Genomic DNA, 21290 nt, shown 5'->3' with positions numbered 1-21290 from the left:
GGAGTGGAGTGAGAGAGGCTTCATACCGGATCTCAATATGAAACCGTAAACAGTCAGCGGCCAGCTTGTCTGGCTGAATCCCTTTGTATCAGGGTTCCTTTTATCACCTCAGCGACGGGGGCGTGCTCTCCTTCGATCAGCAGCTGCGCTACTTCCATAGCCCGTTCAGTAATTGCCTGAATAGGCAGATCAACAGTCGTCAGGGAAGGGGTGATGAATTCACTGCACGGGTCATTATCAATACTGACGATAGAGACATCACCGGGTACACTGATCCCCTGCTCATTGAACGCTTTGATACAGCCAATCGCAATATCATCTGAAGCTGTCAGAATTGCAGGCGGGAGTGAGCCTGAGCTCAGCAGTTGCCGTGCAGCCGCGTAGCCGTCAGCATATTCAAAATCACAGGCAACATGGTTTCCTGTAATACACTGTGGTTGATAGTGAGCAATGACGGCATTGAAAGCCTCGAGCCTTGAAACAGAAGTCGGGGTCAGGGGAGAGGGGCCGACATAGGTAATGCGTTTGTGGCCAAGGTCTATCAGGTGGCCAACGGCCATTTCCACGGCATGCTGTTGATCAAAGGTAACCGAAAATCCAGCTGAGGGCGGAAGGTGGCGTCCTACGTTTATAACCGGCACATCAGTGGACTGATTGAGAGCGATTAACTGCTCTTCGGACAGCATGCGGCTGTACAGAATAACCACATCGCACTTTTTTTCGATCAGCGAGTGCACTGCGTGAAGTTCACTCTCTGCCTGATTGTGACCGTCAGCGATCAGCAGCTGCTTCCCCATACGGTCGGCGCTGACGGAAGCTTGTTTAAGCAGAAAACCAAAATAACCGCCGGTAAAGTCAGATAAAACGAGACCGATGCTGTTACCGCTGCGGGTGGCCAGAGCCTGTGCCACAGAACTGGGTTTGTAGTTCAGTTCTTGCATGACTGACTCAACCAGTTGTCGAGTGCTTTCTTTTACCTGCCCCGTGCCATTGATCACCCGTGAAACTGTCGCTTTGGAGACGCCAGCCATACGGGATACATCGGAAATGGTCGCCATTAAAACCTCTAATTCATTCAGATCTGACTGCTGTTTCCTCTCAACATACCAGAAAGCAATATGAATAAAAGTTAAATATTATCAATGGCTAATGTTGGTCACGTTCATTATTCCCCCCTTTAAGTACAGACTCAGATGAGCGATATCGGACATGACATGTTTTCGAAAACGAAATCAGAGGTATTCCGGGCGCTCTGGCCGGTTTCGAATTCGGTCATTTGAGTGTTTATGAGCGAAATCGAAAGCCGGTATATTGCAGGTGGCTTCCCGCCGCCTGGTCTGCCTGGCTGAGGCGACCCCTGCCTTGCTGACCTGACAGGCCACATTCCGGCTTTGCCCCGCGATACGGTGGATGTTGTTGTCTGTCCCTGTACGCTATGCAACAAATGGAACCGGGCAGGATTTACCCGAAAAAGTGCCTGAAAGTCGAAACTGGTCTGGTTGTCATAAAAAGTTCATAAAATGAACAGCCTGAGAAAAAACTGAAAATTCAGCAACAAAGCAGCGTTGGTATGACGTAAAGCATGGATTACCCGTCTGGATATAGGCGGAGTAAACAGGGGGATATGGTTCAGAACGCAGTTAGCATTTGAGTTTGCAGCTGTTTATCGGTTCTGAGAAGCCCGGGAGGGAGAGTCAGGCGCAAGACTCATTATGACCGGGTTTAACGGGAAGGCATTTTACATACGGCACTCTATTGACCAAACTATTATTAGTGGGTTTATAAATGGACTGGAGACAGAGTATGTGCCGGGTTGAACTGATGAAGTCGCCACTGACGTGGTTACTGGTAGCGTGCATGCTGCCACTGGCAGCGGGAGTTATCGCAGCACCGGATGAGGGGGATGGCTTCCGTCCCGCAACGGTGATCTACAAGATCGACGCTAATGCCTCAACGAGTGACTTAAAAGGGCTGAATGCACTTTTGAAAAGTCACGGGCTGGTATCAGAGCGTACCCTGGAAGGCAGCCAGATCATCATTGCTACGTTTGACCATCCGGGACGTGAGCTGGCTGTCTCTAATATTCTCCGCAGCAGCGGCTATGTTGAGTTTGCAGAGCCGGACTACATCGTCCAGCCAACCCTGGCTCCAAATGATCCTCACTTTGGTTCCCAGTGGCACCACACCAACGTAAACAGCCAGCAGGCGTGGGATATTACTACCGGCAGCAGCTCGGTACTGGTTGGGGTTTGTGATACTGGTTTTGATGTTAATCACCCGGATCTCGGGCCGAATCTTCGTACCGACCTGGCTTACAATGCTCAGGACGGTTCAACTTATATCTATGATGCCAACGGCCATGGTACCGGTACTGCGGGTACATTAGGTGCCGTAGGTAACAATGGCATCGGTGTTGCTGGTGCAAACTGGAATGTGGATATTATTCCGGTGCGGATCGCAATCAGTGATCAGAACAGCTCCGCCTATATCTCAACCATGGCGGTCTGTATTGAGTATGCTGCAGATAACGGTGCCCGGGTAGTAAACCTGAGTTACGGCGGTATTGAGTACTCCACCATTGATGCGGCGGCTCAGTATCTGCGTGCCCGTAATGGCCTGTTGTTTATGTCGGCCGGTAACAGCGGACAGGAACATCCGACTTATCCTGATTACACCAGCTTTGTTGGTGTAGGTGCAACCGACCAGAACGATGATAAAGCCAGCTTCTCAAGCTGGGGTACCTATGTGGATGTGACCGCACCTGGCGTGAGCATTCTCACCACTTATCCGGACAACAGCTATGTCTACTACAGCGGCACTTCGTTTTCATCACCTCTGACTGCGGGTATTGCGGCGCTGATGGTAGCGGCGAACCCAAATATCACGCCTGCTGAAATCGAAACCGGGCTGTTCTCTACTGCCGTTGATATTGGCGCGGTGGGGGATGATAACGTGTTCGGCCATGGTCTGGTGAACGCTCAGGCCGCGGTTGATTACGCCCTGAACCTGGGTAACTACGTCGCTCCTGTGGCTCAGATTGATGTGAGCAGTAACTCTGTACCGTTTGGTACCGCGGTGACCTTTGATGCGGGTGGATCTTCTGATTCTGATGGCACTATCGTGTCATACGCCTGGGATCTGGGTGACGGTACCACTTCCGGGCTGGTTCAGCTCAGCCATACTTACGGTGCGGCGGGCAGTTACCAGGTCAGCCTGACAGTAACCGACAATGATGGTCTGACAAATACGGATACCACTACAGTTCAGGTGACCAATGAACTGCCGGTGGCCGTGATTGAGATTGGCAATCCTGCGGTCAGCTATGACATCGGTGAAACCATCTACTTCAGTGGCTCAAACTCCACCGATGCGGACGGCACCATCACAGATTATGACTGGGACTTTGGCAATGGTCAGAGCGATTCCGGTGCGGATGTGAACTATGCCTATCCGGTTGCAGGGGACTATACCGTTACCCTGACTGTTACCGATAATGCCGGTGGCATGAACAGCACCAGCGTTGATGTGACCGTGGTGGATCCGTTTGTACTTAATGCGCCATCCGGACTGGCGGGTGTGGTTGATGGACTGGATGTCACCCTGACCTGGCAGGATAACAGCGCTAATGAGGACAACTTTGTGGTTGAACGCGGCGTGAAATACCGCGGCAGAGTACGCTTTGCAGAAGTTGTGACTCTTGGTGCCAATACCACCAGTTATGTGGATACCGTGCCGGAAACCGGTGAATACAGCTACCGGGTGAAAGCAGTCAATGCAGTGAACGAAGCCGTGTCTGAGACTATTAAAGTCACAGTGGATACCACCTCGCCTGACCCGGATCCGGATCCTGGTACCCTTGCGGCACCAACCAACCTGACCGGTACCCAGAGTGGCAATATTGTCACCCTGAACTGGACTGATAATTCATCTGATGAGCTCGGCTTCTACATTGAAAGCGGCCTGAAAGTGAAAGGCAGAGTTCAGTACAGCCGGATTGGTGTGGTTGGCGCAGACATTACCACATTCAGCTACGACACCAGTGGTCTGGCAACAGGTAACTGGAGTTACCGGGTACAGGCTTACAAAGACGGTGAAGTATCCGACTACAGTAATGTGGTCGAGTTGCGGAAGAAATAGGGAGGAGATTCTTCGCTAATAAAAAGGGCCGGTGCGAAATGCCGGCCCTTTGATTTTGTACGTTACAGACTCAGGATCTTCTTAAACTCTTCCTCTGAGTACTTCTTCTCAGTGCTCTTGGTCAGGTCTGTCATCATTTTGTATCTGAGCTGGGTCGCCATACTCAGGGTGCGCTTAAGCTGGCCGCTGGAGTAGTCAGAAGCCATGTTCAGCGCGGCCTGTTTGTCGGTTTTGTACATATCGCTCAGCGTCTGATCCAGGTGGCTGACCTGCTTGTACAGCTTGGTTTCTTCCTTATCCCAGGTCTCTTTAAGAACCGGCAGGTACTTGTCCGGATTGGCGGCGGCCAGCGCGGTCAGGCTGCGGAACTGCCAGTAGGCGGAATCGTCGCTGTAGCTGTCATCCCCGGTGCTGAATGCTTTCGGGTATTCGTGCAGGGTAGAGTAGAGCGGCACCAGCACAGATTCAGGTAACACGCCAAAGCTCTGCCAGATCAGGCCCTGCAGCTCGTGTGGCATGTCAGGACGCATCTGAATAATGTGCGACTCCAGCTGACGGTCAACCCGGATAGGGCGTTTGGACTTGCCTTCCAGCGCGGTACCTTCATACGTGGCGCTGAGCACTTCGGCCACGTCTTCCACGGTGATCTTTTCATCCGGCTGCATAAACAGCGGATATTGTGCCAGTCTGGTTTTTTGCTGCTTCGATGGGGTAAGCATCTTCTGGCCCAGCCATTCACGGTCGATGTTGTACTCATCAGCGATCACACCAAAGGCTTTGGCAAAGTTGAACGAGGTGGTGTCCGGCTTATCCAGCAGTTTGTGCTGCTTAACAAACTTCGCCAGTCCTTTGGAGTGCAGTACGTCTTCACTTTTCAGGTTCACGCCATGAATGCGCAGCCCGTTGGCGATCATCGAGTAGCTGTTGTCCGGCACTTTGACCGCAATCCAGTGGTGGCCGGAGCCAATTTCAAACAGCCAGGCTTCTTTGGTATCGGCGATATACAGGCTGTTACCTTCACCGGCGCCGTACGTCTCAATGTAGTGACCCAGAAGTTCCACGCCCTGTCTGGCGTTCTCTGCCTGAGGGAGAATAAGGGTTGGGATGATGGCCTCAATCACGCCGTTATCCACCAGGGGATCGGCTTTGGCTGCCTTGTCGTTGACTTCGGCGCTGGTGGTCGCGGAGATGGCGACATTGTGCTGGTTAATGCCGCGCTCTTCATAGAACTTGCCCGCGCTGTCGACGGTACTGGCATCCCAGTCCGGTATTGCTGAGTAAGCAAAGAAGTGTTTGGGCATAGGCACCACCAGGCCGTTGCCCAGTTTCCAGTCGCCGGCTTCGTTGTCCTGCGCCGGGCGATAGGCGAGGTGTTTGTTCCAGTTGTTAACGCCGAAGTCTTCGTTGCGGGCAATCATAATACTGCCATCGCTGGAGGCTCCTTTGCCAACAATCAATCCGGTACAGGCGATGGCGTTACCACTCAGCGCAACCGCCACTGCAGCAGCCAAAAAAGATACAGACCATGTTTTCATCTGAATTCTCCACATTTGAAATGAGAAAGAACCGAAGTTCACGTCAGTTGTATTTGCTGTTATTTGTTTTTATTGTCATTCGGTGAGAATGGTAAGCCTGAGTGTAACCAGTGAATTAAAGAATTGTTTATTTACCGATCACATATTTGGGATTGGGTGGGTGTGAATAATTATCTGAAAAATATGCGGTTTTTGGGTTTTGTGGAGGGGTTATCCCGCCGCTGGTTCGCCGATTTCGGTTGCCGGATAGTCCCCACTCTGCGCAGTGCTCCACTTGAGCAGCATGGCGATTAACTGGTTTTTGGTCACGGGTTTGGCCAGGTGATCATCCATCAGTTTTTCCGCTTCCTGGAGAACATCCGGGCTGTACTCGCCGGTGAGTGAGATCACCGGGACTGAAGGCGTCAGCCTGCGGATCTCACGTGTGGTTTGCAGGCCATCCATGTGCGGCATGTGGATATCCATAAAGATCAGGTCGAAAGAGGTGCTTTTTACCAGCTCTATTGCCTCTGGCCCTGAAGCAGCCTGAGTAACTTCGACGCCTTCCCGGCTCAGGTAGCCCTGAACCAGATAACGGTTGACCTGCATATCATCGACGACCAGCACCCGTTTTCCGGCCACGCTGCCCAGTTTGTTCAGTGCACCGGTTTTTGCCAGGCGGGAGAACGAGCGCCAGAAGCTGTGTTTATCATGCCCGGTTATGCAGCCCTGAAACAGTTCACTGCCGGCGTATTGCTCCGGTATCCCTGATTTGCCGGACTGGCAATACAGGATGGGCAGAAGGCGCACAGCCGGAGTGGTACGCAGCATTTTGGCAATATCGATCGCCTGCGGGAATGTGCAGCCTGTGATAAGCACAAAATCAGCGCTGTCCTGATCTGTATCGAAAGAGTGGTTCAGTACCGACAACCTGAGATCAAAGTCCGGCAGCAGATAGCCTGACAGTGTCTCGCAGGCCTGCTCTGGCCCCGCTATCAGGACATGTTTTCTGTCCAGAAAGCCCGCCAGTGATGCGTGAAGCTGGTGGCTGTATTTCTGTTCATCAACCTGCGGAAACGTCAGTGTGAACTCGGTGAACTCGCCCTCACGTGAGAGACACTCAATCGAGCCGCCGAACGATTCCATTACCCGTTTGCAGTACGAGAGCCCAAGGCCAGTTCCGTGCTGTTTGTTGTGGGTAAAGAAGTCATCAAAGATCCGGATCTGGTTGGCTTCTGATATACCCGGACCGGTATCGGTGATCGTCAGTTTGTTCTGTTCACCGTCCCGGAAGAGCCGGACCTCTATCCGGCTGTGTGGGTGGGAGTCAAAATAGCAGGCCGCGTTTTTGAGCAGGTTATAGATCACAAAACTGAACAGGGTTTCACAGCCGAAGAACATGAAGTCGTGTTCGGCTTTCAGGGTGACCCGCTCCCGGTGCTCTTCACGCGCGAAGCAGAAATCATTCAGGGCGCGGACCGTCAGCTCTTTACCCGGATGGTAAGAAAACTGCTCTGAGTTGATACCGTTGCCGTTGATCTCTGCCAGAATGGCATCAATGAAACGGGTGCCCAGCATCACGGCTTTCTTGCTTTCGGTCAGCTCCTGATAGAGCTTTTTCATGTTGTCTGAGGCGAAGTGCTCCAGGGTAACCGGCTGGGAGCCAAACATATCGGCATCGATGCGCTCAAAGTGGTAGTTCAGCTTGCTGAACGGGTTGCGGATCTCATGTGCAATGGACCCGGCCAGTACCTGAGCTTTTCTGACTTTGTCCTCGGTGACGATCCACTTGTTCGCTTCGTCAAACAGAGCCTGAAGCCCCAGGATCTCCTCACTGGAGAACAGGGCTTCATTGTTGTCTTTGGACACCATGTAAAGATGGGATACGTGACCGGAATGATCGGTAATGGGTAATACCAGCGAAGTGCCGGTATTATCCATCGCCTCAGTCAGCGTCTTTATCTCGGTACTGTCTTCCTTGTTGTGGTGGCTCAGGGCATAGTCCAGCTCCTCTTTGACCAGAACCCGTCTGTCCCCGCGGAAGTACTTCAGAAACACATTGCTGGACTGTTCATCGGCCCGCTGAATGTAGCCCTTTTTGACGTTCAGTACCTGGTTGAGTTTGACGATCGCCTGATCGCTGGAGTAGCGGAACTCGCCAATCAGATTACAGATGTTATCTATCGGGTATTCATCCTCGTCATAAAGCATCTGCTTGATAACGTTGCGTATTGCCGAGAGGGTTTTCTGATACAGAACACCGGAGAGGAGCATCCATATCGCCAGCACGATAAGCACGCCCGGGCTGTTGCCATAAGAGGCAATAATGAGCATCGGCGTCAGGTAGATGATGGCATTGAGAACAAAACTGCCGGCCAGCAGCAGGCTGTACCTGAGCGAGTAAAACCGGCTGTGCATCAGGGCATAGCCGATTAACAGGGCTTCGATAACAGACAGCGCGGGTGGCAGCCAGACCAGCGAAAAATCCTGGTAGAGAAGCGGCACAACCACCAGCGCAAACAGTGTCGACACCATAAAGGTGGTGACGCCTGCCATCATGTAGTTGAACTTAACCTGCCTCAGCTTTTGCGCACTGTTTCGCGCTTTAAAGAAGTTAATACAGGTCAGCATTATCAGAATAGGTGCTGAGATAAAGAATAAATTATTCGAGTCACCAAAATGAAGGGTAAAGTTGCCTGCGGCATAGATATCAATATCCGCCACGGTTTCACCGGGGATCATATTGACCACGAAAGCGTGACTGATCAGTGTGCCGGAGATAACGAGCTGATGTTTTCTGACCCTTTTTCTCGGCCTGGTGGAGATCATCTTGCAGGAAAACAGGTAGGCAAAAAACATCGCCGATGCACAGAACAGGTTGGCGGCGATCGCCATGGTGATCGCCGTTTGCTTATCGTAGGTGATCAGCAGATCAGACTGAAAATAGGCATTGGAATATATCCAGCCTGCTATGGAAAAGGCATAGCAGCAGTAGGGCAGATAAATAGACTTATCGGCCCCCATCTTATCGGACATAACGGCATACCACAGGTAGAACACCCACCACAGTACCCCCGCGCCGATGAGGATCAGCAGCAGGCCGGGGATATGGGAAAATGCCTTGCTCAGGAACTCAAACATGAGTGGCGACCCTGCGCAGTTTTCTTGCTTTGATAATTATTCTGTAATACTCCCTGAAGTCACAGTTTTCCAGCATGCCAGCAATGATCCTGCTGAGGAAAAAGCCTTTATGGGTTACCGGGCTATTTTCACTGACCTGATAATAAGACAGAGGAACATAAGGCTTGCCATTAAAGCTGACCTGGTTTGCGGCATCCATAAAAAATAATATCGAAGGCTGCTCAGTAATAATATAGACGAGCTCCAGTTTTGCGGCTCTCAGTAACAGCGTCAGGTGCTTGGTTGTGAGGAAGAAAATCTGGTTCATTCTTTCTGCCGGCCCGCTTACTGCCAGTCTTATCAGCTCACACATCGAATCCTCCGATGCCACATTGGCAGAAAGGCTACGATCCAGACTTTCTGCCGATTTTGTGTCTAATTTATTTACTAATCCATCAGTAAATACGCCAGACTTTTCAAGAGAACAAATTTTCTCATCAGTTACATTAAGTGTCCATTTATCTGACTGAAAAAAGGGATCGAAAGCAAGCCACTTGTCTCTTTCTGTCCAGCGCTGAATACGGGCAGAGGAGAGCAGTGTCATCTGGCCCTGCTCATTTGTCTCATACATAACAATGTGCTCACCCGTTGCAGATAGTTCAATATCATACAGCATTTCGTACCATTGCTGCTCTTTCACAAAGGTTTCAAGATTAATGAGCACATTGGCATCAGACAGGCGAAGCGGTTTGTCTGAAAAATGGGTCAGAAAAGATCTTTCATCATGTTTAATATCGCGGATTAATTCGGCATGAAAGCTCTGCTCGCCGCTTATGTGTGACGCGGTTTTGTTGTTCCCGGATATATCGAAACTTTCCGGCGTGTTTTTCTTTATTCTGAATATACGATGCATCGTCCAGCAGGCGAGGATATTACCAAACTGCTGATTGGCAGCTTTTTCCAGCAACGGATAAAACTCTGGAGTGCCGGGTATTTCATTCTGTTCGGTTATTAAGGCCATTTCCGGGCTGGTAAAGGTATAAAACAAATTACTGGCTGCGGGTTTTTTGTCTGATTTGGATAACTGGATGATTCGTTGGGAGGTGATTTCTTCAAACAGTGCGCTGTCACCGGTTAAATCAATATAGCTGTCTATGGTGTGTAACAGACATCGTTGTGATTGTTCAGATGGAAGGGTATTTGCCAGCTTGCGAAGGGTTGTACATAACGGTTTCTGTTTTTTCATTTTATTTTCCTGATTGTTGTTTATGAATCAGGAAAAGTGTATGCACGCAGAAATGATAACGCCGGGATATGGGTGGCGATTTAATGTTTTATGAACAATGGTTTAGGGGTAAGTGAGCGTATAATTAATAACCAGAAGAGTGAAGGTCTGCCCGGTTCTGCGTCAGGAGTGTATGTACTGGTTGTCCGGGTTTTACTGAAGGCGATAAGGGGATGAGCAATGGCCCGAAAAAACGGGCTGCCGGTATGCTCACTCCTGAAGTTACGCTGCTTATCGATGCAGATCCCCTGGCTGCAGGTGCGGCTGGGGCACCAGCACTGAGCCGGGAAACTGTGTTTTTTGTTTCTGAACATTGATTTAGTTATTGCGGAGACTCGCCAAACTCACATTTGCTGTTACTATCTCTGCTTAGAATATACCTGGTTAACTGAATGATTAGCGGCGTTGGGCAGAGAGAGTAAGTGAGCGAATTTCAGGAATTATCCCACCAGATTGAGCTGGTATCTCAGGCGCAGGAGTCTGAGCAAAACACGGTGTTGAATGAGTTTATCGAGCAGGGTGTTGAGGCCGGCACCATAGCGCGGATTCTGGAAGCATTCCCCATCGATGAACGGATACGCCTGTGGCGTGGTTTGCCGCTGGAGCTGCACATTGATGTATTGACCGAGATGCGCGCTGAGGTGCGTTTTTCGATCATTGATGCCCTGTCTGACGTCGAGCTCAAACTGACCCTCGCCAAGCTGGATAACCTGTCGCTGATCGAGTGGGAAGACTCCCTGCCTGATGAGATCATCTCGGATGCAATCCGGCTTATCGAGCAGAGTGAGCTGGAGCTGTACGACCAGGCGAACGAGTACGAGGAAGATGAGCTGGGCCGCTGGGCAGAGAGAAAGGTGATCACCCTGCCGTTTAATATCTCGGTCGGCCGGGCCAGGCTCCTGATGGAACGCTACAGCTACAACACGCCTCAGCAGGTCTACCTCATTAACCGCCACAAGCAGTTTAAAGGCGCGGTGAACTACTATGAGATCCTGCGCTCAGAGGAGAGTGAACGGCTTAAAAATCTGGTGACGGAGAACGTCACCACTCTGGGCAGCCGCCTCAGCCTGCAGGAAGCGATCGACGGCATGGAGCAGTGCGCACTGCCTGCGTTGCCGGTAGTGGAGGATGACCAGACCCTGGTGGGTGAAATCGACTGGAAGTTCGCCCTGACCACCCAGCGGGAAATCTACGAAGCCCGCCTGATGGCCGGTACCGGTATGGATGAGGGGGATGACCTGTTTGCCCCGGTACTGAAAAGCTCTAAAAAACGCGGCCTGTGGCTTGGCATCAATCTGTTTACTGCCATTCTGGCTTCCATCACCATCGGCCTGTTTGAAGATGTGATCACCAAGGTGGTCGCGCTGGCCGTACTGATGCCGATTGTCGCCTCAATGGGCGGGATCGCCGGCAGCCAGACCCTGACGCTGATGGTACGCGCCATGGCCCTTAATCAGGTAGCGCCCGGTAACCGCCTTGCCCTGCTGCGTAATGAATTCAGTATCGGCTCAATCAACGGCATAGTATGGGCTGTCATCATCGGCGCGATAGCCGGGCTGTGGTTTCAGTCAACCCTGCTTGGTGCCACCATTGCACTGGCAATAGTGGTGAACATCGCCACCGCCGCACTGTTTGGGGTGTTAATCCCGATAGCGCTGGATAAACTCAAACTCGACCCGGCCCTGGCAGGCTCGGTGATCCTGACTACGGTGACCGATGTGGTGGGTTTCTTCGCATTTCTGGGCACGGCGAGCCTGGTGATGCTCTGATTTCCCCTCCCGGCACTCAACAAACCGCCACACCCCACCACGTCCATCCTGAACGCGCTCCACTTAACTGACCAAGTGGTAGGTAGGTTAAGCGCGATTCAGGATCTGTTGTCCGCGAGGGTGGAGTTTGGTTCGCGGTAGCGACTTTTCGTAATTTGGTGATTGTGGGCTGGTGGAGGCTTTTAAATTATTGAAAATATTGCATTTGGAGTTAGGTAAGATAAAGGGCTTGACCCTAACCTCTTGTTTTGAATGAATATTGTCATCCCGGTCGCGTTCCACTGAACGGTCCATCCCCACAAAGGCAGGCGCGAACCGGGATCCCGTAAAGCGATCTGCGCACCCAATAAACCACCATACCCCACCACGTCCATCCTGAACGCGCTCACTTAACTGACCAGGTGGTATGTGGGGTAAGCGCGATACAAGGTCTGATCCTAAGTTTTACAATCATGCCCGGAGTCTATGTTGTGAAACTTATGTATTCATATATGCAATGGTGGCCTGTGATTTATGCCTCAGAGTGTACAGCAATAAAGGTGATATGGTTCAGCCCCTTTTGGGTGGGCTGCCAGTCCTGAAAGGCGCTGTGCCCACCTGCACACTTTGAATACTAAACGGAATAATAATGAATATTCGGGCTTTAATTTTTTCGCTGTTTTTACTCCTGCCATCGCTCTCATTTGCACAGGACGCCACCCAGACTTCCGAAGAGGAGCAGTACCAGGCCTGGGCTGAAGGCATTCTGCAGTCACTTAACCCTCAGAACGGTCATATCCCGCTGGCGGACGCGGTTGCTTCCCTGAATGTGCCGGACGGCTTTTACTACCTGTCTCCGGAAGACGCAGAAACGGTTCTGGTCGATGTATGGGGCAACCAGCCAGGGCAGAACACGCTGGGTATGATTATGCCAGCTCAGGTTACCCCATTTGATCAGGACGCATGGGCAGTCACCATTCGCTATGAAGAAGACGGCTATGTTTCTGACGAAGACGCCAGTGACATCGACTACACAGAACTGCTGGCGCAGATGAAATCGGACGTACAGGAAGAGAGCAAACTGCGGGTAAAAGAGGGCTACGAGTCTATTGAGCTTATCGGCTGGGCCGCAACCCCATACTATAACGCGCAGACTCATAAACTGTACTGGGCCAAAGAGCTGAACTTCGGCGGGTATGAACTCAATACCCTGAACTACAACATCCGCGTACTGGGCCGCAAGGGCGTACTGGTGCTGAACTTTATCGCCGGTATGGATCAGAAAGCGATGATCGAGTCCAAACTGGACACAGTTCTGGCGATGGCCGAGTTTGACAGCGGCGCTAAGTACACGGACTTTGATGCAGATATTGATACCGTAGCCGCCTACGGCATCGGCGCGCTGGTCGCGGGCAAAGTCGCTGCCAAAACCGGCCTGTTCGCGGCACTGTTTGTGTTCCTGAAGAAGTTTGGTGTGATTATTGTGGTGGGTATTGGTTCACTGCTGAAGAAGCTGTTTTCGAGGAAGAAAGCGGAGCCGGTGGAGCAGGGTTAAGCGCCGGAGTATCTGGTCAGGACCGGGGCTGCCTGAGGCAGCCCCAAAGTTTTAGATCACAGCAAGTCCGGCTACTGTGCACACGGGCTGCTGCCTATCTCATCATCACTGCCGACTTTACACACTTTGGCATTGCTGCTGTCCAGCGCCTGGGCGAGTTTCGCTGAGTTCGGGTTGCCGTTAAGAATGGTTGACTCAAACAGTGCCACTTGCGCACTGGTCAGGTCGGTATAATCACGAGCTGTTGAAATAATGGGATTCTCAACACCCACTGCATAGCAATTTTCAGTAATATCATAGCTGTCGACGATGATCCTGGAGCTGTTGTAGCTGCCATTCGCACTGGCGTCGAGCTGGCAAACCACCGCGTTTTGATTCTGCTCGTCGCTGTTAGCTGCGCGCGGGAACCTGGCGTTGATCTCATAGGTACCTGAGTTTCGCTTCAGGCTGTAACTTTCAATGTTGTGCCACCAGATGCCAGTGTTTGGCAGAGTCCCCTGGTAACCCCAGATCTCACTACCATTATCGGTTCCGGTGTACATCAGGTTGTTGCAACTGTTATGGAAGAAGTGATAGCTGTTGCGCGAGACTGTTTCGTCCACAACATGCACGACTTTGGTATTGGCCGCACAGTCCCCCTGTGCAGAATCGATCCCACTGCTGCCGGCACCACAACCATTTAATAAAACAAGCGCCGCCGCGATGAGAGTTGGTTTTTTCATTTTGTACTTCCTTACATACATCAATTTTTCGGGGTGAATCTATTTAAAATCAAATACTTGCAAATGGATGTGGATCACGATTTGTTGAGTTAATTAGTGGCGGTAAGCTGTTCTGTTAACTGGTTGACAGTTTGTAGGGCTACAGGGCTGCAAATTGATGCTTTGTTGCAGGATGGCTCCCTGTAAAGCCGGATGTCGCCAAAGGGAAGGAGTCAGTCCGGAGCGCGTGGACAGCTCAAGGTTGGGCTGCTGCTTTGGGACAACACCATTGTTTTACTTATCGAAATCGTTCAGAGCTGAGTTCAAAATGCTGACGCAAACCGGGATCCCGCAAAGCGACTTGTGCCCAACAAACCACCATACCCCACCACGTCCATCCTGAACGCGCTCCACTTAACTGGCAACGAGGTATGCGGGTTAAGCGCGATTCAGGATCTGCTGTCCGCCAGGGAGGAGGTTGGCTCGCGGTAGCGACTTTTTGTAATTTGGTGATTGTGGGCTGGTGGAGGGTTTTAACTTGTTGAAAAGCATTGGATCTAGAGTTAGGCAAGATGAAAGACCTGATCCTAAGTCCCCGATTGTTATTAAGTAAAAAAGTGGTCATCCCGGTCGCGATCCACTGAACTGTTCACCCCCACAAAGGCAGGCGCGAACCGGGATCCCGCAAAGCGATCTGCGCACCCAATAAACCACCATGCCCCACCACGTCCATCCTGAACGCGCTCCACTTAGCTGGCAAAGTGGTATACGGGTTAAGCGCGATTCAGGATCTGCTGTCAGCGAGGGTGGAGGTTGGTTCGCGGTAGCGACTTTTCGTGATTTAGTGATTGTGGTCTGGTGGAGGATTTTAACTTGTTGAAAAGCGTTGGATTTAGAGTTAGGCAAGATGAAAGACCTGACCCTAGGTCCCCGCTAAGGGGAGGTTGGGGGAGGTTGGGGGAGGTTGGGGGAGGTTGGGGGAGCATAGGTGCGAAGTTAACTAATTGGAAGATATGAGGTTTAGTTCAGTGCAAAGAATGTTCTGACCCTCAGCATTGAGTTAAACCACTCTTTTTTAAGATTGATTTGAAAGCAAAAATGAGCTAACTTGAGAAAGCTCTTTAGCGTAATTTGGATTAAGTTTAAAATTTAATCTAGTCCGGCGTTGCGCCAGACTCTAATTTATTGAGTGGTTTTGCAGTTGCGGAACAACATTTCCGAACTGCAATAGTCACTCATTCTTCGCAACGATTGCAGATCGGAAATGCCGCTCCGCACCTTTAAGTAAAGAGCTAACGTGATACAGGGAGACCTGTATCACACTTATTTTCTAAGTAAGTAATTGTATCAATGCAGCTTCCAGTACTCAGCCGTATCTCACCAGAAGTTTTTCCTAGTGGTCTTGACCAGTATCTGGCTGAGAAGCCTTCTTGCCACTATAAAGTGTATAAAATACCTAAACGAACATTTGGTTTCAGAGTTATAGCCCAGCCTACGCCTGAGTTAAAGGACATTCAGAGAACCATAGTTAAATATGTTAAACCTCATGTAAAAATTCATAGCTCAGCTAAGGCTTATGTTGAAGGTGTAAATATTAAAGATAATGCAATTGTACATGTAAAGTCCAATTACTTGCTGAAACTTGATTTGGAAAATTTCTTTAATAGCCTAACCCCATCTATGCTTATAAACGCTTTTAACTATCAGGGAATAGAACTAGTTAGTGAAGAAGTGGAGTCACTAATGGAGTTACTGTTCTGGAATAGGACTAAAAAGAAAGCTCCTAACCTCGTACTTAGCGTGGGTGCACCTTCTTCACCGTTTTTATCGAATTTAATCATGTACAAGTTTGACAGGGTTGTATCAGATTATACTGCTAGTTTGAATGTTAATTACTCTAGATATGCTGATGATTTGACATTTTCAACATCAGATAGGAACGTGTTGTTTAGTATTCCTAGAGTTGTAGAAGGGCATCTAAATGATTTGTTTTTAGGGAAGATTAAATTAAATAGTTCCAAATCGGTTTACTCTTCTAAGGCACACAATCGTCACGTCACTGGAATAACATTATCTAACAATAATAGATTGTCTCTAGGGCGAGATAAGAAAAGGTATATTAGGGCTTTACTGCATAAATTTTCTACACAATCTCTTAAAAATCATGATGATGTTGAGCACCTGAAGGGACTTATTGGTTTTGCTAAAAACATTGAACCAAGTTTTTTAGAGAAAATGAAGGCACGGTACGGTACAAAAATTTTTATTGATTTATTCAGATGTGGAGGTGAAAACTGATGGAAGAGAAAATTAGCAAAACAATTAGACGGTTAATTTCCAGATCTGATAATGGTGACTTTTCTGCGTCATTTCAATTAGCACAGTCATATGCTGAAGGTTTTAGTGTGGAGAGGGATAAGGAACGTTCACAACACTATTTAAACGTATGTGCTAATCAGCTAAAGAAAAATACGTTTAGAATAAAATCTATTAAGCTGACCAACTATAAAGGTTTTGACTATGTGGACTTAGGCTTTTCAGATTTAAATTCTACTACTGTTTTGGTTGGGAATAATGGTAGTGGCAAATCGACTATACTAGAAGCCATAAAAAAAAGCTTAACACATCTAAACTCAAGACTAGCGACTAGATCAACTAATGGCGACCTAATAGAAGAAATTGAAATAAAGAATGGCGAAAGCTTTTCAAGTATAGGTGCTGAGTTTGAAATAGAGAAGCAAGCTGTAAATATGGAGCTTATGCAGAAAACTTCTTTGAGTTCAAAAAGAGTCAGAGGAAGCTATACTCAGATAAATGATATATGTCAAATACTGAGGCAAGCAAATGAATCAGATCCGCAATTGTCGTTACCATTGTTTTGCTCGTATACAGTAGAAAGAGCAAATGATGTTACAACCAAAGACATAGAAGAATCTGATGAAATAAAAGATGAACATGTATGGGATAAGGCAAAGGCATATAGTAAAAGCTTATCTGGTAAAGCAGATTTTAAGTTGTTTTTTAGATGGTTTAAGGAGTTGATTGAAAGTGATAATGACGTTTCAAGTAGCGCCGATGAGTTAAGGGTGAAAATTCAAGCTAAAGAATCGGAAATTAACAGCCCATTATTAAAGGATTTGATTAGTAAGCATCCTGAACTGGAGTACCTCTTAGATGCGCATGAAAAGGAATTGGCAGCATATAAAGATGAGTTGAACTCAATATATAGTATAGATGAAAAGTCATTAGATATTGTTAAAGGCGCAATATATAAGTTTCTCCCAGGCTTTAGTAACTTGAAGCTTCAAAGAAAACCACTCGATTTAACGCTTGACAAGGATGGAGTTAAATTAAGTGTGTTACAACTTTCCCAAGGAGAAAAGACCATATTGGCGTTAGTTGCAGATATTGCCAGAAGACTTACGTTGCTTAACCCTAAAGCAATATTGCCTTTAGAGGGGTCCGGAATTGTTCTGATAGACGAAGTAGACCTGCATTTACATCCATCTTGGCAACAAAAGGTGATTCAAAGGCTGGAGTCTACTTTCCCTAACATTCAGTTTATAGTGACAACTCATAGTCCACAAGTCTGTCATACTGTTGATAGTTCATCTATCTGGTTGTTAAAAGATGGGAAAAAGTATCGTGCTCCTAAAGGCACTAGAGGAGCGGTGTCATCCTGGGTATTAAAGAACTTATTTGAGGTTGAAGTACGTCCACCAGAAGACGAAATAACGATAAATCTGGAGCGTTACAGAGAGCTTGTTTATGCCGATGAGTATGACTCTGAGGATGCTTTAGCACTGAGAAAACAACTTTCTCGCCATTTTGGGGCTGCCTATGAGGACTTGGTCCAATTAGATCTGTATATAGATAATCGTAAGTGGGAGAAAGAGTATGAGGAAAATTAATAAATCTTTGCCCCCTAATGAGCTTACTATTTATGCTATACGCAACCCTGATGGTACTTGGGATGATTTTCGCAATAACAATACTAAAGATGCAAGAAAAATAAAAAGGAAAATTTTCCAAGAGCAGAGATACATTTGTGCATATTGCGAAATTGATTTGTCTGAAAGAACTGTTTTTGAGCACCATCGGAGAGTTGAACACTTCAATTCTAAATCTGGGTGGGTTATAGGCGATGCACCGCCAAATTGGCACCTAGATTGGAATAATTTAATCGGAGTGTGCATTGGCGGTACAGACAGAAATAGCGCAGAACAGTTTGTTATGCCAGATAACAAGTCATGTGATTCATATAAGGAACATTTGGAAACTAATCATGGCGAAGGTAAAAAATGGTTAGGGAAGGTAGTATCCCCATTAGAAGATAATTTAAGTAGTGATATGTTTAACTATTCTCGTGCTTCTGGAAAACTAGAGGTTAATGTAGATGTCGCAAACAAAAATGTGTTTTCACATAATAACTTTGAGACAAGCTCAGAACTTTTGGAGTCGACTCTCGAAAAGCTTAACTTGAATTGTGACCGTCTTAATCTTGCAAGACGAGAAGTTCACATTAGTTTTGAGAAGCTGTTAGCATCCTTCAAAAAATCGAATGATATTAAAAAGTTCAGATTTATGCTACGAAAATGGGCGGGGTTAAATGGTCCTCTTTACTTTCAAACAACTAGAGACTTTTTGGTCAGAGACAGTCTTATTGCTCAAAAAGCTCTGAAAGAGTAAAACACTTACTCTAGCTTAAAATCCGGAGGGGGCAGGGGCAGGTCTTGCCCCGTGCCCATACTTGACTTCATACTTTCCCATGGATTAGGTAGGCTCTGAGCACCAACCCCTCCCAACCTCCCCTTGGCGGATGAACCTGAGCTTCTCAATCAGTTCGTACCCCAAGGCGAGGAGCCAGTCCAGAGCCCGTGAACACTTCAGAAACAATAAGCGCCAGCCCTTTTATCAGATGACTCCCGGATGCCTTCCAGCAGCCTACCCACCAACAATCACATCAAATAACTCAAGACAAGCTCCCACGCACCCTGACTCACACACAACTGGTACCGCGTTCAGCTCAATGCGCCTAAAAAACAATATGCAGTCGCTCGCATAAATTAGATACAGTTCACGCCGAAAGTGTCACTGCTTGCATATGGTTATGGGTAATCCCACCCGTGAGGAAAGAGCCATGAGCGACAAGACCATCTACAACTGCCACAGCCACATTTTTACCCATGAGAATGTTCCTGATGATTTCTTCCCGTTTAAGCTGGTAGCTGTCGCCCGTAACCGGTTTTTGCGCGGGGCGATGCGCGGCCTGCTTAAAGCCATTGTGCCATGGAGTAAAAACGACCAGCTACACCGTTACTCGGCCTTTATTAATGCGGCTTACCGAACCTCCCAGCAAGAGAATCTTGAGCACCTGATCCGTTACTATCCGGGTTCCACTAAGTTTGTCATCCTGCCGATGGATTTGGCCTATATGGGCGCAGGCCGGGTGCGTGAGCAGATAGATGAGCAACACGAAATGTTGGCCAGGCTCGCCAGTATGGACAAATACCAGGACCGATTGATTCCTTTTGCCCATATCGATCCAAGACGGCCAGACGCTCTGGCCCGCCTCACCCAACTGGTAACAAACAAAGGTTTTAAAGGTGTAAAAATCTACCCGCCACTTGGCTACCGGCCGGATCATAAAGTGCTGATGGAGGAGATCTATCCATTTATGGTCGAACAGAATATCCCGCTGATGGCTCACTGCTCGCCAGGCTCAGTCAACAGTAAGGATATGAGCAGAGAGAAAGCGCATTCAATGGCTGACCCGGATAACTATAAAGGGGTGATGGAAGCATTCCCGGAGCTGCGGATCTGCCTCGGCCACTTTGGCGGAATCGATGAATGGGAACGTCATCTGAATGAGCCACGAGACGACAACAACCCTACCTGGCTAAGTAAGATCCGCACTATGATGCGCAGCGAAAAATACCCTAATCTCTACGCTGATATTTCCTACACCATCTTTAACTTCCGGGATCATACGCCGATGCTAAAAGTCCTGCTGCAGGACCCGGCTATCCGGCCTAAGGTTCTGTTTGGATCTGATTTCTATATGGTTGAAAGCGAAAAGTATTCCGAAAAACGCCTGTCGGTCGATCTTCGGGCGATGCTGGGTGAGGAGGACTTTTGGGTGATTGCTAACGAGAACCCTGTCAGGTATCTGGGTGGTGAGTGAGTGTGGCCCCAGGGTCAGGCTTTGCCCATGCTCACACCAGGCGCAAATCCCTCCCTGCCTCCCCCTGGCGGATGAACCTGAGTCTATAGTCAGCCCGTGTCTCAAGGGGAGGAGCCTGTCCTGAGCGTGTGGATCTTAAGGTGTAACGAGCTGAAGAAACTGCTCAGGCAGATCCGGCTCCAGGCCAAAGTGTTCCTGCAGTGCTTTTAAATAAGAGTGTTCATCTTCCAGTATGACTTCCTGAACCTCGTCTCTTTTCACTGTTTTTAGTCTGTTGTTCAGCAGTGTCACTATGCCGTCGTCAGTCGCCAGTGTGACAAAGCACGATGACGTGAAGACAGAGCCGTGACTGGTGGAGGTATAGTGATTGCCATATTCAATATCCCCCGCGCATATGTGGCCCATATCCAGGCTGTAGAGGCTGACCCAGTTCTCCCCATCTTTTAGCTGCAGCAGGTTTCCGTATAAGGCGTCTTGTACGAAGCGGTAAGTTTGGGTGTCAGTATGCAGCTCGGTGTCAGGGGTGAGCGGGAGCGGGTGCCTTGGGGTTTGCGAGCCGAATCCGGTATCAACCAGCCACTGCTGCTCATTGATGGTGACCAGGCAAACCTGGTGCCCCCGGCCGGATGGCTCACCGGACAGGTGGACTCTTCCAAGCAGCGGCCTGGCATCAAAACCCAGCGCTTTTAACGCGTTCAGCATTAAACCGTTCAGCTCAAAGCAGTAGCCACCTCTGTTGTTCACGATCAGTTTTTGAAACAGGTCATCCCCGGTAAGGCTGATGGATTTCCCCAGAAACACATCAAAGTTTTCAAATGGTATGGTGCGGTGCTGAGCGATATGGAGTTGCTTCAGGCCCTGTTGTGAGATTTCAGGTTTCTCTGACAGTCCTGTTTTTGCCAGATATTTTTCTAACATGCCCGGGTTCATTGTGACGGCTCCATCTGTCTGATTGCATGAGATTCGCGGGGATTATCGGAGTTGCGGCTGACCAAGTCTACAGCAATTGGTGAAGTTTGGTTTAACGATCACTCCGCGTTCCGGGC

General features: G+C 48.9%; 13 protein-coding genes. 7 read left to right on the top strand and 6 right to left on the bottom strand.

Translation table 11 applies throughout. The features are described 5' to 3' along the window. Positions 1–53 precede the first annotated feature (53 nt). Positions 54–1058 carry a LacI family DNA-binding transcriptional regulator gene (locus ACVB80_RS03090; protein ID WP_481079789.1) on the bottom strand — a complete coding sequence of 335 codons (1005 nt, stop codon included), beginning with the start codon at positions 1056–1058 and terminating at the stop codon, positions 54–56. Between the two features lie 745 nt (positions 1059–1803). Here ACVB80_RS03090 and ACVB80_RS03085 point away from each other — a divergent pair. Continuing rightward, positions 1804–4137, top strand: a complete 2334-nt coding sequence (locus ACVB80_RS03085) for a S8 family serine peptidase (protein WP_481079788.1) — start codon at positions 1804–1806, stop codon at positions 4135–4137. 62 nt (positions 4138–4199) lie between these two features. Here the strand turns inward: ACVB80_RS03085 and ACVB80_RS03080 are convergent, their stop codons facing one another. The 3 genes from ACVB80_RS03080 to ACVB80_RS03070 form a co-directional block, all read right to left on the bottom strand. Continuing rightward, positions 4200–5672, bottom strand: a complete 1473-nt coding sequence (locus tag ACVB80_RS03080) for a C69 family dipeptidase (protein WP_481079787.1) — start codon at positions 5670–5672, stop codon at positions 4200–4202. 210 nt (positions 5673–5882) lie between these two features. Beyond that, positions 5883–8792: a hybrid sensor histidine kinase/response regulator gene (locus tag ACVB80_RS03075; protein ID WP_481079786.1), complete on the bottom strand. Its 2910-nt coding sequence runs from the start codon at positions 8790–8792 to the stop codon at positions 5883–5885. Further along, positions 8785–10017, bottom strand: coding sequence for an acyl-homoserine-lactone synthase (locus ACVB80_RS03070; protein WP_481079785.1), 1233 nt, complete (start codon positions 10015–10017; stop codon positions 8785–8787). The genes ACVB80_RS03075 and ACVB80_RS03070 overlap by 8 nt, the downstream gene beginning before the upstream one ends. A 461-nt stretch (positions 10018–10478) precedes the next feature. Between ACVB80_RS03070 and ACVB80_RS03065 the strand changes: the two genes are divergently transcribed. Both ACVB80_RS03065 and ACVB80_RS03060 read left to right on the top strand, forming a co-directional pair. Further along, a complete protein-coding gene (locus ACVB80_RS03065) occupies positions 10479–11825 on the top strand; it encodes a magnesium transporter (protein WP_481079784.1) in 1347 nt (448 codons plus the stop codon). A gap of 628 nt (positions 11826–12453) precedes the next feature. Next, on the top strand, positions 12454–13359 hold the full coding sequence (locus ACVB80_RS03060; protein WP_481079783.1) for a DUF2167 domain-containing protein: 906 nt from the start codon (positions 12454–12456) through the stop codon (positions 13357–13359). Between the two features lie 71 nt (positions 13360–13430). Here the strand turns inward: ACVB80_RS03060 and ACVB80_RS03055 are convergent, their stop codons facing one another. Next, the gene (locus tag ACVB80_RS03055; protein WP_481079782.1) at positions 13431–14081 is read right to left on the bottom strand and encodes a hypothetical protein; all 651 of its coding nucleotides are present in this window, start codon (positions 14079–14081) and stop codon (positions 13431–13433) included. A 1329-nt stretch (positions 14082–15410) separates the two neighbouring features. Here ACVB80_RS03055 and ACVB80_RS03050 point away from each other — a divergent pair. From ACVB80_RS03050 to ACVB80_RS03035, 4 genes are all read left to right on the top strand, one after another. Further along, positions 15411–16358, top strand: a complete 948-nt coding sequence (locus tag ACVB80_RS03050; protein WP_481079781.1) for a retron St85 family RNA-directed DNA polymerase — start codon at positions 15411–15413, stop codon at positions 16356–16358. Beyond that, positions 16358–17971 carry a retron Ec78 anti-phage system effector ATPase PtuA gene (ptuA, locus tag ACVB80_RS03045; protein ID WP_481079780.1) on the top strand — a complete coding sequence of 538 codons (1614 nt, stop codon included), beginning with the start codon at positions 16358–16360 and terminating at the stop codon, positions 17969–17971. Before ACVB80_RS03050 ends, ptuA begins: the two co-directional genes overlap by 1 nt. Then, positions 17958–18749, top strand: coding sequence for a retron Ec78 anti-phage system effector HNH endonuclease PtuB (gene ptuB / locus ACVB80_RS03040; RefSeq protein WP_481079779.1), 792 nt, complete (start codon positions 17958–17960; stop codon positions 18747–18749). Before ptuA ends, ptuB begins: the two co-directional genes overlap by 14 nt. 451 nt (positions 18750–19200) lie before the next feature. After that, positions 19201–20244 carry an amidohydrolase family protein gene (locus ACVB80_RS03035; protein WP_481079778.1) on the top strand — a complete coding sequence of 348 codons (1044 nt, stop codon included), beginning with the start codon at positions 19201–19203 and terminating at the stop codon, positions 20242–20244. A 135-nt stretch (positions 20245–20379) separates the two neighbouring features. Here ACVB80_RS03035 and ACVB80_RS03030 read toward each other — a convergent pair whose 3' ends face one another. Further along, positions 20380–21174: an arylamine N-acetyltransferase family protein gene (locus ACVB80_RS03030; RefSeq protein ID WP_481079777.1), complete on the bottom strand. Its 795-nt coding sequence runs from the start codon at positions 21172–21174 to the stop codon at positions 20380–20382. Positions 21175–21290: the final 116 nt, after the last annotated feature.

The sequence above is a fragment of the Vibrio sp. 9-16B-A1 genome (assembly GCF_056726165.1).
This window is presented reverse-complemented; position numbering and strand designations above follow the sequence as displayed.

What these genes read in the sequence shown, in the direction of transcription:
- ACVB80_RS03090 (WP_481079789.1), bottom strand. Translation starts at nt 1,058, where the DNA reads ATGGCGACCATTTCCGATGTATCCCGTATGGCTGGCGTCTCCAAAGCG.
- ACVB80_RS03085 (WP_481079788.1), top strand. Translation starts at nt 1,804, where the DNA reads ATGTGCCGGGTTGAACTGATGAAGTCGCCACTGACGTGGTTACTGGTA.
- ACVB80_RS03080 (WP_481079787.1), bottom strand. Translation starts at nt 5,672, where the DNA reads ATGAAAACATGGTCTGTATCTTTTTTGGCTGCTGCAGTGGCGGTTGCG.
- ACVB80_RS03075 (WP_481079786.1), bottom strand. Translation starts at nt 8,792, where the DNA reads ATGTTTGAGTTCCTGAGCAAGGCATTTTCCCATATCCCCGGCCTGCTG.
- ACVB80_RS03070 (WP_481079785.1), bottom strand. Translation starts at nt 10,017, where the DNA reads ATGAAAAAACAGAAACCGTTATGTACAACCCTTCGCAAGCTGGCAAAT.
- ACVB80_RS03060 (WP_481079783.1), top strand. Translation starts at nt 12,454, where the DNA reads ATGAATATTCGGGCTTTAATTTTTTCGCTGTTTTTACTCCTGCCATCG.
- ACVB80_RS03055 (WP_481079782.1), bottom strand. Translation starts at nt 14,081, where the DNA reads ATGAAAAAACCAACTCTCATCGCGGCGGCGCTTGTTTTATTAAATGGT.
- ACVB80_RS03050 (WP_481079781.1), top strand. Translation starts at nt 15,411, where the DNA reads ATGCAGCTTCCAGTACTCAGCCGTATCTCACCAGAAGTTTTTCCTAGT.
- ptuA (WP_481079780.1), top strand. Translation starts at nt 16,358, where the DNA reads ATGGAAGAGAAAATTAGCAAAACAATTAGACGGTTAATTTCCAGATCT.
- ptuB (WP_481079779.1), top strand. Translation starts at nt 17,958, where the DNA reads ATGAGGAAAATTAATAAATCTTTGCCCCCTAATGAGCTTACTATTTAT.
- ACVB80_RS03035 (WP_481079778.1), top strand. Translation starts at nt 19,201, where the DNA reads ATGAGCGACAAGACCATCTACAACTGCCACAGCCACATTTTTACCCAT.
- ACVB80_RS03030 (WP_481079777.1), bottom strand. Translation starts at nt 21,174, where the DNA reads ATGAACCCGGGCATGTTAGAAAAATATCTGGCAAAAACAGGACTGTCA.